The sequence below is a fragment of the Rhodopirellula sp. JB055 genome, assembly GCF_043100905.1.
Taxonomy (GTDB): domain Bacteria; phylum Planctomycetota; class Planctomycetia; order Pirellulales; family Pirellulaceae; genus Rhodopirellula.
Map to the genome: position 1 here is coordinate 1 of NZ_JBICHO010000466.1, position 12263 is coordinate 12263.

General features: G+C 54.9%; 9 protein-coding genes. 3 read left to right on the top strand and 6 right to left on the bottom strand.

All coding sequences use genetic code 11. The features are described from left to right. Window positions 1-1333, bottom strand: a 1333-nt coding sequence (locus tag ACF8AM_RS18475; RefSeq protein WP_392557064.1) for a hypothetical protein, incomplete at its 3' end; no start/stop codon positions are given. A 124-nt stretch (window positions 1334-1457) separates the two neighbouring features. Next, window positions 1458-2210 carry a helix-turn-helix domain-containing protein gene (locus ACF8AM_RS18480; protein WP_392557065.1) on the bottom strand — a complete coding sequence of 251 codons (753 nt, stop codon included), beginning with the start codon at window positions 2208-2210 and terminating at the stop codon, window positions 1458-1460. Window positions 2211-2328: 118 nt separating this feature from the next. Here ACF8AM_RS18480 and ACF8AM_RS18485 point away from each other — a divergent pair, with 118 nt between their 5' ends. Genes ACF8AM_RS18485 through ACF8AM_RS18495 form a run of 3 tightly spaced genes read left to right on the top strand, consistent with a single transcriptional unit; the run spans window position 2329 to window position 5493 of the window. Beyond that, a complete protein-coding gene (locus tag ACF8AM_RS18485) occupies window positions 2329-3297 on the top strand; it encodes a dihydrodipicolinate synthase family protein (protein WP_392557066.1) in 969 nt (322 codons plus the stop codon). 10 nt (window positions 3298-3307) lie between these two features. After that, the gene (locus tag ACF8AM_RS18490; RefSeq protein WP_392557067.1) at window positions 3308-4570 is read left to right on the top strand and encodes an NAD(P)/FAD-dependent oxidoreductase; all 1263 of its coding nucleotides are present in this window, start codon (window positions 3308-3310) and stop codon (window positions 4568-4570) included. Next, on the top strand, window positions 4567-5493 hold the full coding sequence (locus ACF8AM_RS18495) for a hypothetical protein (RefSeq protein WP_392557068.1): 927 nt from the start codon (window positions 4567-4569) through the stop codon (window positions 5491-5493). Before ACF8AM_RS18490 ends, ACF8AM_RS18495 begins: the two co-directional genes overlap by 4 nt. A gap of 330 nt (window positions 5494-5823) precedes the next feature. Here ACF8AM_RS18495 and ACF8AM_RS18500 read toward each other — a convergent pair whose 3' ends face one another. From ACF8AM_RS18500 to ACF8AM_RS18515, 4 genes are all read right to left on the bottom strand, one after another. Next, the gene (locus ACF8AM_RS18500) at window positions 5824-8250 is read right to left on the bottom strand and encodes a sulfatase-like hydrolase/transferase (protein WP_392557069.1); all 2427 of its coding nucleotides are present in this window, start codon (window positions 8248-8250) and stop codon (window positions 5824-5826) included. A gap of 47 nt (window positions 8251-8297) precedes the next feature. Then, window positions 8298-9971: a sulfatase gene (locus ACF8AM_RS18505; protein ID WP_392557070.1), complete on the bottom strand. Its 1674-nt coding sequence runs from the start codon at window positions 9969-9971 to the stop codon at window positions 8298-8300. Between the two features lie 81 nt (window positions 9972-10052). Next, complete coding sequence (locus tag ACF8AM_RS18510) at window positions 10053-10772, bottom strand: family 16 glycoside hydrolase (RefSeq protein ID WP_392557071.1); 720 nt, start codon at window positions 10770-10772, stop codon at window positions 10053-10055. Between the two features lie 74 nt (window positions 10773-10846). Further along, window positions 10847-12220 (bottom strand): Gfo/Idh/MocA family protein, encoded by a 1374-nt coding sequence (locus ACF8AM_RS18515; RefSeq protein ID WP_392557072.1) that lies wholly within the window; start codon window positions 12218-12220, stop codon window positions 10847-10849. Window positions 12221-12263 lie beyond the last annotated feature (43 nt).

Consider the following 12263-nt stretch of genomic DNA (forward strand, 5'->3'; position numbering starts at 1 on the left):
CGAGGTACTGGTAAGTCGCCGCGGAGGCACGCGACCGATCTTGACCAACCGAGTCAAAGATCTGGTCGACGCTCACGGCATCGTCGCGGGATGAATCCGCCGAGAGTTCGTTGATCTGTGAATCACTCACCTTGCCACGAGAATCCATCGCTTGCCGAAAGTGCGGGATGAAGGCCGCGTTCTGAAGCAGCAATCGCATCCGGTTTTGATCGCTTGCAACCGTGCGGTAGGCGTACTGCAATGCATTGGTCGACGTCGCCGAGTGCAACGCGACGATCGCCGGTTGCTGCATCACCATCTCGCCCGCCGACAAGAACAATGCATCGCTGATCGATTGAGGATGCACACCTGATTGAATCAAGTTCGCCGTTTCCCGAACGGCATCTTCCGGTGTCGCTTGGCGAAGCGTCTTCAAGTGTTCGATCGCTGCCTGAGCGTCGACCTTTCCCTCATTCCACCCAGTCTTCATTTCGTTGACAAGTTGCTGCGTCACTCGAACCGCGCGATCCGCGGCCAAGTCACTCGTCGATGGATTGGGTTCGCCGCTGTGATTGAGCAAAGCGTAAGTGAGCGATCTCAACACCGGTTCAGCATACCTCCATCCAATGCACTGCAAAGTCCGAAAACCGTTGGCGACGTAGATGGCTTTGTGACCGATGCTGCGGAAGTCACGACAACCAAAGTAGGCCATCGACTCAAAGACTTCATTGGCCCCCGCGCATCGGACGTACCCCGTGATCGCGGCATCGGCGGCTTCCACGTCCCAGTTCTGCATCGCTTCTTCGAAGGCACGCTTGGCCCGATGCGGTGGCGGCACGGCAGATTCGTTGACCGCCGACATCGTCCAATCACCTTCGTTGACATCCCTCGCCTGCGCGGACTTGAAGTAATCCAACGCCCAGAAGATTGGCAACCAACGATCTTCATCCGGAGAACCGAGACTGGCCAAGTGAGCCGAGTTGACGACCAACACCGCGTGGAACTTGTGTCCGACGGAAGGACGAGGCTGGACATTGCGGATCCCTGCCAACAACAGTGCGGTCAGCACCTCGCGGTAACCGGTCCCACGACGGATTTTGTCTGCGAACACTTGAACGACGCGTTCACGAGGAGTGTCCTCGAGCAGCCGAACCAGTGGCTCGATATCATCGCTGAACCGAACCGCATTGTGATCCAATTTGGCTTCCGCTGCGCTGACTCGCGGCAAACCGCGCATCATCGCGAATTCGGTCATCGCCAAGGCAGCCGACCCGCCGCCGAGCAGTCCCATGAACTTGCGACGTTGCAAGGAAGAATTCTCGCTTGTCATTTGATTTTGGTTCGTTGGGTTCATCACAATCATCCTTCTGGAGGAATGAAATCCGTTGGCCCACCTGATCGCCGTCGGCCCTCTGTTTGATTGTAGAGGTTGCAACCACCCCACGCATTCTTTCGCCTTCTCACTCAAGACAAACGCATCAAAGCTCGTGGTTCTGTTTCGCTTTGCGGTACTGGCTGGGGGAGAGTCCCGTCGCACGCCGAAATTGCCGGGTGAAGGCGCTCTGATCCGCATAGCCGGCTTCTTGTGCGATTTGCACGATCGGTTGCTGGGTGGTTTCGAGATGATGACATGCGAAATCGATGCGTTGCTTCAGCAACCACTGGCCTGTGTTGAGCCCAAACGCGATTCGCATTCGGCGGTCAAGCTGAAATCGAGAAAGATTCGCGACTTCAGCCATCTCGGACACGCTGGTCGGTTTGTTTCGATACCGTTCAGCAAACGCGACCGCTTTGGCAACGCTTTGGTAGTCGTCGCTGGATTTGTTCGGTCGGCCCAGGTCACGCGAGATACCGACCACTCCAACGGAATTCCCGTCGCGACCGCACAAGGGGTACTTGTTGGTCAAACACCAGCCCACATCTCGAGACGCGTACAGGTGCAATTCCAATTGGGCTTCAAGCGGTTTGCCGGATCGCAAAACGGCTTTGTCCTGTGCCGTGAAGATTCCTCCGAAAGGCGCCCGCAAAATCTGCTCGGAAGTGCGGCCGATCAACTGCGATTTTTGCTTCAAACCACAACGCTGCACCAGCGTTTCATTGACGACGACGTAGTGACCGTCCGCATTTTTGATGAAGTACACGGTGTCGTGTAGACCATCGAACAGACGCTCGGCCGTGAAGGGTTCGGCGAGCAGTTCGAACAACTGGTCAGGCAGGGGGCTAGACGTCATGAGCAATTGTGCGCATTTTCAAGTTGCTTGTCGAGCCTCGGACAAGACGACCAGGCCACCGACAGATACCTTGGGGCCAACTTACACGTTTCCATTGCGATTGCAGAGTCACCTTGCCATGAGCACCAGCCACCCTATCGACGCTTCCATTTTTCAAGGCTGCATTCCCGCCCTGATGACGCCCTGCGACGCCGATCGAAAAATCAACTTTGCGGGGTTGGTTCGCAAGGCTCGCGAACTGATGTCCGCCGGGATGACCGGGGTCGTCTACTGCGGATCCATGGGCGACTGGCCGCTGCTGACGGACGAACAACGCCAGCAAGGTGTTCGCGAATTGACCGAAGCCGGTGTTCCTGTGGTGGTTGGGACGGGTGCACAAAATACGTCGCTCGCAGTGGCTCATGCCAGCCATGCTGCCGAAGTCGGCGCCGCAGGATTGATGGTCATCCCGCGTGTGCTTTCACGTGCGACCTCCCCCATCGCTCAACGCAATCACTTTGCCGCGATTCTGTCTGCCGCACCAACGACACCCGCAGTGATCTACAACAGTCCCTATTACGGTTTCGAAACCAAAGCGGACCTGTTCTTCGACTTGCGAGCCGAGTTTCCAAACCTGGTCGGATTCAAAGAATTCGGTGGTGCCGCATCACTCTCCTACGCCGGCGAACACATCACTCACTCCAGCGACGATGTACTGCTGATGGCGGGTGTCGACACGCAGGTTTATCACGGGTTTGTAAAGTGCGGTGCCACAGGTGCAATCACCGGAATCGGGAACTGCCTTCCGCTGGAGGTGTTGAAGTACGTCGAACTGTGCGAAGCCGCTGCCAATGGCGATTGTCAAGCCGACCAGTTCGCCCGTGAACTGTCCAACGCATTGACGGTCCTGTCGACATTCGATGAAGGCCCCGATTTGGTCCTCTACTATAAGTATTTGCTGTATCTGCTTGGTGACACGGACTATGAATTCCAACTGAACGCGTCGGACGCTCTCTCGCCGAGCCAAGCCCGATACGCCGAAAAGCAACTGGCCCTTTTCCAAACGTGGTGGAAGAACTGGTCAGGTAAATCCTACTCCTGTTCATGAGCTCGCGATCATGAACGCTCACTCGTCGCCTGAGTCCGTCACCATTGTTGGGGCGGGCGTTGTCGGAATCGCTTGCGCTCACTATTTGGCGGAAGCCGGACTTGACGTCACCGTCATCGACCGCGGATTCATTGCTGCGGAATGTTCCCATTCCAATTGCGGTTACATCTGCCCTAGCCACGCTCTGCCTCTGACCGAACCGGGTGCTTTCTCAGTCGCCTTAAAATCGGTCTTCAACCCGAAGTCTCCGTTCCGAGTCAAACCGCAACTCAATCCAGCCCTTTGGAACTGGATGTTGCAGTTCGCCAAACGTTGCACGCACCAGAAAATGCTGGCGGCAGGCAAACCGCTGCAGGCAATCCTGGAAGCCTCGATGAGCGAATACCATTCGCTGATGGAACGACTGAAGCTGGATTGCGAATGGAAAGAAGAGGGCCTGCTGTACGTTTTGCAAACCGAACGCGGCATGGAATCGTTTGCGAAAACCGATCGATTGGTGTCCGAAGAGTTCGGCATCCCAGCGACTCGCATCGACGGAAACAACCTGCCTAAATTTGATCCCGGCCTAAAGGATGGCTTGGCAGGCGCGTTCCTGTACCCCAACGACACTTCGGTGCGTCCGGACAAACTGAACTCGCAATGGGCGACGAATCTAAAAGAACGAGGCGTTCGTTTCGTTGAGAACTGCGAGCTGAAATCCGTCCGAAAAGAAGCCGGCCGGATCGTCGCCATCGAAACCAAACAAGGTGACTTCACCAGCGACCACTTTGTTTTCGCAATGGGAGCCTGGAGCACTAAATGGGAATCGGCACTTCAATGTTCCGTCCCGGTCCAACCGGGCAAAGGTTACTCAGTCACCATCGAGAAACCGGATCACTCGCCCCGCCACCCGATTCTCTTTCCTGAACACAAGGTTGGTGTCTCGCCATTTGACGATGGGTTACGCTTCGGATCGATGATGGAATTCGCAGGCTATGACACCTCCATTCCCAAACATCGAATTCAGCAACTTCGCGATTCAGCTCGGCCCTATTTGGTTGCTTCCGTTGACGGGCCAGCCCAATCACAATGGTACGGCTGGCGACCGATGACCTGGGACAGTTTGCCGATCATCGGTTCGCTGCCGGAACTCAAAAATGGCATGCTTGCAACGGGCCACAACATGCTGGGTTTAAGCCTTGCTCCGGCAACGGGACGTTTGGTTGCCGAAATGATCACCGGTCGAACAACACACCTGGACCCGACGCCATACTCTCCGAGCAGGTTTGCATGAACCTTCGACTGGTCATCTTTGGTTGCCTTCTTCTCTCGATCCGGTCGTCGAGCTACGGGCAATCGCCACTGCCAGTCAATTCGGGCCATTGGCTACAGACGCCCAAACTGTCCCAAGGGGATCCTACCACCGGCAAACGAGTGGCCGTCACTCCGGTTGAATACGCCGAAACCGATGTGCACCACACCGTCTACCTTCCGCAAGACTGGACGGCAGGCGGGAAATCGCTGCCGATCATCTTCGAATACACCGGCAATCACTTTCCGGCGTCAGGGTCGACAGGTGAAGTCGCCGACGCGGGATTGGGATTTGGATTGTCCGCTGGCCAATTCATTTGGGTGACGTTGCCGTTCATCAGCAACGACCACCAAAACAATCAAATCACTTGGTGGGGCGACGAACAGGCGACGGTGGAATATGCCAAGACCAACGTCCCCCGAATCATCAAGCAGTTTTCCGCAGATCCAGACCAAGTGTTCCTCTGCGGATTCTCGCGAGGTGCGATCGCGGTGAACTACATCGGATTGCATGACGATGAAATTGCCAACTTGTGGACCGCCTTCATCACCCACGACCATTTCGATGGCGTGCGTGAATGGCGAGGCACCGCGTGGGGAAGTCCTCTGGCAAAGTACCGATCTGAAGCAAGCGAGCGACTCCATCGCGTGGCAAATCGCCCCTACTTAGTTTGCCAGAACGGGTCCTATGGAACGGAACCGTTCATCGTCAACGTTCTTCCCGAAGCTCGCAACTTCACCTACTTGTCGATCAACACAACCGAAGCACTCGGGCCATTCCCAAACGAATTCGCCAAGGCCCCGCATAATGATCGCTGGTTGAACCGCCCCAACCGATACCGCACAGAAGCTTGGAAGTGGATGAAGCGAGTTCTATCCGAACAAACGAACAAGACGTCGAACTAAGACGATCTAATTTGGGGATTGGGGCCAGGGACTCCTCGTTGCCAGTTTGGATTGAAACGCCTCAAAACCACCGCCTATGGGAGACAAGCCGTGATGGCTCGCACGTTGGTTGAAAAGGGCGTCTGTTTTGTCGAACTGTCATGCACGTTCTATGACCTGTGGGACGGGTCGAGAGAAGCGAGGGGAGCCATGACATTTCAAATAAAACTTGTGCGAACGCATCGCAACCACGACCCAATACATTGAACAGTCCAGACGAACATCCAAACGGCTCACCGAATACCCCGAATCATCGCCGCCCAGCTTGAGTCCCCACTGACAATCAATCAGTCAGTCACTCGTCTGCCGCAGAGGCAAGTGCACGTTGAATGAGTGCAACTTTTCTTTCGTTTCCTCGGCCGCACAAAACAGCACGGTTGGTTTGCCGTCTTCCAGGTACAACTGCGGGCGTTCAAGACGGTGGACGGACTGCAGAGTCCCGTCCGACCACGGAATGATGCGTTCTGTCACCAACGGTGATTTGGCGGGTTCCCAGTTCAAACCATCCAGTGACTGAAACAGCGCCAAGGAGTCACTGCCGGTTCCATTGAAGTGTCCCTTGTGATCATTGACGATCGCCCAGCACATGCCATCCTGGAACCAGATGTACGGGTCTTCCGCTGGAAAGGCGACTCCCGGGGCGGTGAACAACGGCATGTTCTGTTTTCGGAACGGTCCGGTCGGTGATTGCGATGTTGCCGCTAAGTGAACGACGGGACCACCGAACGGGATGCGTCCGTTTTTGCCGACGGCTTTGTAAATCAACACATAGATGCCATCATCCCGACGCAGAATCGACGGGTTGCTCACCATCAATGCATCCGATGCCGACTCATTTTCGCTGATGTCGATCAGTGGCTCGTCAAAACGTTTCCATGGTCCGTTGGGGTGATCGGCCACCGCAACTCCAATGCGTTGATTGTTGCGATGAATCGGGTTCAACTTTTGCGTCGCATTCCCATCACCGGTGTTTCCCATGTGATAGAGATAGTACTTCCCATCGAACTCGTGCACGGTCGGGTTGTGAGTGCACATGCCGTCCCACAGTTGTTCGCCGCGAACGGGCAAAGCCACATCGACAAAATGATATGGTCCCAAAGGATCATCCGAGACGGCGTGGGCAACCTCAGAATGGGTGACCCAAGCCATGTGCCCCAACTCTCGCGGCCAACGACTGTAGAACAAATGGCAGATTCCGTCGGCGTCGCGCACCATGCTTCCGCCCCAAATGTAGAAATCCTCATCGATGAACTTCGCGTTTGCAGGCACCGGCCTAATCATCGAGTTCAAATCCAAATTCGGCCGGGCACGTTCGCCTCGGGAGGCTTTTTCAACCGCCTCTGTTCGTGAGTCCTCTTCTTTCCTGACATTCACGCCGTGAGCGTCGTGCCACTTCGGCGGCAAATTGTCGGCATCCCAGGCCTCAATCATTCGCGATAACCGATCCACTTGTTCAGGATGCTGCTCGGCTAAGTTTTCGCGTTCCCAGGGGTCGTTCGCCAAATCAAACAGCAGCTTTCGGTTTTTGTAGCGACTGTCCACCAACTTCCAATTCCCGTCGCGAATCGCATAGCCATACGAATCGTCGCCCATCGAATATCGCCAAAACAACGGCCGCTTGGGTAACTCCGTTCCCGCGTCGGTCAAACCGGGCAACAAGTTTTGGCCGTCCAGCTTTTCGTTCTTTGTCGGGTCCAATCCTGCAGCAGCAAGAACGGTGGGAAAGACATCGAGAGCCGTGACAGGCGACTGCTCGCGAACTCCACTCGGCAACGTCCCTGGCCAAGAAACCAAGAACGGAACCCGAATACCGCCCTCGAACAGCATCCCTTTGTGGCCACGATAAGGAAAATTCATCGCGTGCTCTCGCCGCCCACCGTTGTCGCTGTAGAAGACAATCAACGTGTTGTCGCCCAACCCCGATTCGCGAATTTGCTCGACGACTCGCCCAATGCCTTCGTCCATCCCAGCGACCATCGCTCCGTAAACCGCTCGGCCCCCGTACTCGATGTGTGCCGTCTTCTGTAGATGAGCCCGGGTGGCTTGGTCGGGAGCATGCGGTGCGTTGTACGCCAAGTACAAGAAGAACGGTTCCGTCTCATGACGCTGAATGAACTTGACCGCTTCCGTCGAGAAATCATCCGTCAAATATGTCAACGATTCACGAGCAACCGGTTCATCACCGCGATGCACACCGAGCAAAGGATCCTTTCTTCCTAAGTCTCCCCAATAATTCAATCCGCCTCCACTGAAGCCAAACCACTCATCGAATCCACGGCGATTGGGCCAGAACGGTTTCGCGTCGCCCAGGTGCCACTTGCCAATTGCACCGGTGACGTAACCGGCTTCTTTCAAAACATCCGCCAGCGTCGTTTCCGAAAGCGGCATCCCCGGCGTGTCTTCACCGTACCACTGCGGATCCGGTTCCGGATTGCCCTCGTGCCCAAACCGCTGTTGATGCCTTCCCGTCAACAATCCAGCGCGACTGGGACTGCAATAAGGATGCGACGCGTAGCCGTTGGTGAAGACCACGCCTTTCCCCGCCAACTCATCCAATCGCGGTGTGGGAATCTCCTTGCATCCATTGAAACCCACGTCGCTGTAGCCAAGGTCATCCGCAACAATCAAAACAATGTTGGGGCGATCCTTCGCATAAACACTCGACACACAAAGGCCGAGTAGGACAGCCAAAAACAAAAGACTACTTCGCTTCAACATGAGAGCACTGACAGGATGATAGGGAATTGAATCGGCAACGGAGTCCATCACTTCGACTTGTAATCTTTTTCGCTATCGGCCGTGTAGCGAAGCACCGCGGGAAATCCTTCGCCGCGAGCGTCTGTGAGCTGTTGTTTCCAAACGCCGCGAAGCTCTTCCAACTGCGATTTCGCGGCGGGATTGTCGATCAGATTGTTCAGCTCGTCCGGATCGTTTTCCAAATCAAACAACTCTTCATAAATCGGTTCCTCACCACGCAAAGATGCCTCGGCATGGTGCCGATACACCGCGATTTCATTGTCGTGAATGCCATACAGCAGGGTGGACGACTTCATCCCCAGATCCTTGGCCGCCTGAATTTTGACCGACGCCGGAACACGATCGTTGCGGTAGTACCGGATGTATTTCCAACGCTTGTCCTGGACCGCCTCAATGCGAGGGTTGCCGAAGTGTGTTACCCACAGGTTTTCGGTGAAAACATGGGCGCGAATCTCACCACCTTTCCCGCTCAACAGCGGCCGCAATGACAGGCCTTGAAAGGTATTTGGCTTTTCAATTCCAGCCAAATCCAGCATCGTTGCGGCGATGTCGATCGTTTGAACCAACTCGTTGCAACGAGCCCCTCTCAGAACCGTCGGCAGTTCGGGATCGAAGACGATCATTGGCACATGCGTTGTCTGCTCGTAGCACAACGCTTTCCCACCGAGACCGTGTTGCCCCATGAACAACCCATGGTCAGAACAAAAAATGATGATCGTGTTGTCGTCCACGCCTTCTGTCTCGAGCTTGGTGCGAAGGTTTCCGATCAAACGATCGATCCCGGTCATGGATTGCATCTGCCGAAGGGTGCGTTCTCGTAACGCCTCGGGAGTGTCGACAAAGTCGTAGCTGGCCTGCCGTTCACTCGCTCGCAACACATCCGCTGGCAAACGCGGCGTCTCAATCTCGTCTTTCGCGACGTAGTGCTCTGGCAAAGGAATCTCGATGTCACGGTAGAGCGATTTGTAGATCTCATCGTCGCTCTCTCGCTGTTGCATGGTGCCCGTTCCCGCACTGTGCGGCAGGTTCAAACAGATGCTCAGGCAAAACGGCTTGTCCGCCGGACGTTCGTCCAGAAATCGAACGGCACCATCCAAGCGATGTTCATACGACAAAAAATCCTGAGCACCTTCGTTAACGATTTCAACTTGCGTGTCGTAAGCCGCCCCCTCAAAGATCTCATGGACATCCTTGGGATAAAACCGGATGTGACCGTGACCGGCATAGAAGTAATCAAATGACTCTTCCATCAAACCGCTGTTGTAGCCGCCCTTTCCGATCGGCGCGTGGTTCTTTCCGACATAGCCGGTGTAGTAACCATTCTCTCGCATGATCACAGGATAGGACTTCGCCCAGGCCTCGGGCGCGACACTGGTTCCTGAATTGAAGTTCACGCCGTGCTTGCGTTCGTACTGACTGAGAAAGATCGAGATTCGACTCGGAGTGCAGATCGCACTGGTCACGTAGGCTCGGTCAAAAAAAACGCCTTCGCGAGCCAACTGGTCGATATTCGGCGTCCGAGTCAACTCGTTTCCGTCGCAGCCCATCATTCCGTAGGACTGGTCGTCCGTCAGGACAAACAGAAAATTGGGCCGCGACTCAGCACCGACAGCACCGGACGAAAAAATCGTCGCGAAAATCAAACACGACGATGCGAGTAAGAGCGAAGGTTGGTTTCTCATGAATTCAAAACAGAAGAGGGCAGGGGAGTGATTTGGATACGAGGATGATCAAGGCATAGAAAAATCCAGTGCAGCCCGATCTCACTCCGTCGCGAAAACCTGGAGGTTGTCAAAATCGATGCTGGTCCCATTGACCGTCATTCCAAATTGAGTCTTGGTTGGATGAGCGAACCCAGGTGAGTCCAACGAAACCACCTCTTCTCCATCGAGCCGAACACTCATCACAGTTCCATCGATCTCTAGATCCAGGTGATGCCAGGTGCCTTGTTTGGCTTCAACGGCTGCCGAAGCTTGGGTGCGAGCCAACAGCTCATCCAGCTCCTTCTGCTCTTCCGGCGAAAGCGATTTCGCTTTTCGTTTCTCACGAACGTCCAGGTTCATCGATCCGACTTTGTCATCGCTGATCGAAATGCGTTTGGGTGACAGCGATGCGCGAGCAACGTGCCCCGCGTGCACCGATTTGTCGTTGTCATCGTCAATCACGAAATTGAACCGACTTCCACCATTGAACCGAAAGTCAAACGCGACATGCAGATCGCCAAACTCCATTTGCTTTCGCATCGTCGAACCGTGGTCGTCTCGAATCTGCTCCCCATACAACACGCCGTCCCGAATCTTCCAAGCCGTCTCCATCCCACGACCGGTCCGATATCCATCGCCGAGTACCGTACGGCCATCAAAGGTATCTTCGAACACAACCATTTTTGTGGAATCGGTCTTGGCCTCTTCGTCAGCCGAAAGCATCGGTTGCGAAAAGATACAGAACGTCGAAAACACAATCAGACAGTTAACTCGTGACATAAAACAGAACTTTCGAGCGATTGAAATAGGGATCAGTTCACAGGGAGAGGCATCGTGCGGGCAAGGCAAATGCCCTACGTGTCGATCTCATAACCAGAGCGGTAAGGTCGCTTCATCATCGCAGCCGCCTGTTCGTCGCCAACAACACTTTCCGATGCCTGATCCCACTGAACTTTGCGTCCGAGCCGGCAACAGATTCCAGCCAGGTGACACACGTTGAGCATTTTCATGTGTGAATGCACGTCGGAGATAGGCAGCACCCGGTGGTCGATTGCATGCATGAAGTTTGCCCAGTGAGCCGGCCGGTCATTGCCTTCCATTGGCATCCCGCGATAAATCTTGGATACAGCATCTTCGGCAAGTGGATTCGATTCCAACTCCTCAACGGGTTTGCCGACCAACTTGCCACGATTGACGAAAATCCGGCCTCGTTCGCCTTCGAATAGAATTCCATTGTCAACGTCGTGGCGAATATTCATCTCGACATCGCCATCAGCGAAAGCCACCTTCAGATCGAACGCCCGCGCAGTGTTGTAGCGATTGTTCTGCAGCGGCATCCCGTCGCGAAATTCAACGTCGTGTTTGGCAGTCCCATCGACCGACACGGGATCATTGTTCTGTCCTGCAGCCGCGATTCCCAGCATGGCGATATCGACGTGGTGGGCTCCCCAGTCCGTCAACTTTCCGCCGGAATGTTCGTACCACCACCGAAAATGAGTGTGCCCGTTGGTGTAATTTTTGTCCGGCCGCTTGGCGTCTAACGCGTAGCGATATTCCATCTCAGGGCCCGGGCCCAACCAACGATCCCAATCCAATCCTTTGGGCACATCGGCAACCGGAATCTCGGGACTCCATCCCCCCGCATCGATCCCCACGACCAAGCGTTTGAGTTTGCCCAACCGGCCTTCCGCGATGATTGCCAGAGCACGATTGAATTTGTCGAAACTGCTACGTTGTTGCGTTCCGACTTGGACGACGCTCCCGGTTTGCTTTTGAACCTTGCGAACCAATTTCCCTTCGTCGATTGTCAAGGTCAGCGGTTTTTCGCAATACGCGTCTTTTCCCGCCAACATCGCCTCAATCAATATTTTCGCGTGCCAATGATCGGGCGTCGAAATCTGAACCAAGTCAATGTCATCACGAGAAATCACCTCGCGATAATCTCGGAACAATTCAGCATTGCCCTCACATAACAATTCGTTGCCGTGCTTCAGATGCTCTTCGTCAACATCACACAGAGCGACCAGGTCCGCGAATTCTTTTCCCACGGGCGCGGTCCTCGTCCCGTTCCCTCCGACGCCGATCAACGCAAACCGTTTCCGTTCATTCGGTGACTTGGCAAGCGACTGCCGAGCAGGCATCCCCCACGGAGTCAGAGTAGCCGCCGTGACAAATCCGGCGGTCTTCAAAAGATCTCGGCGAGACTTCAAGGCACGGGGAAAGTCCATAAACAATCAATCGTGGAGGGCTGAGAATGTGGGTGTGAAATGC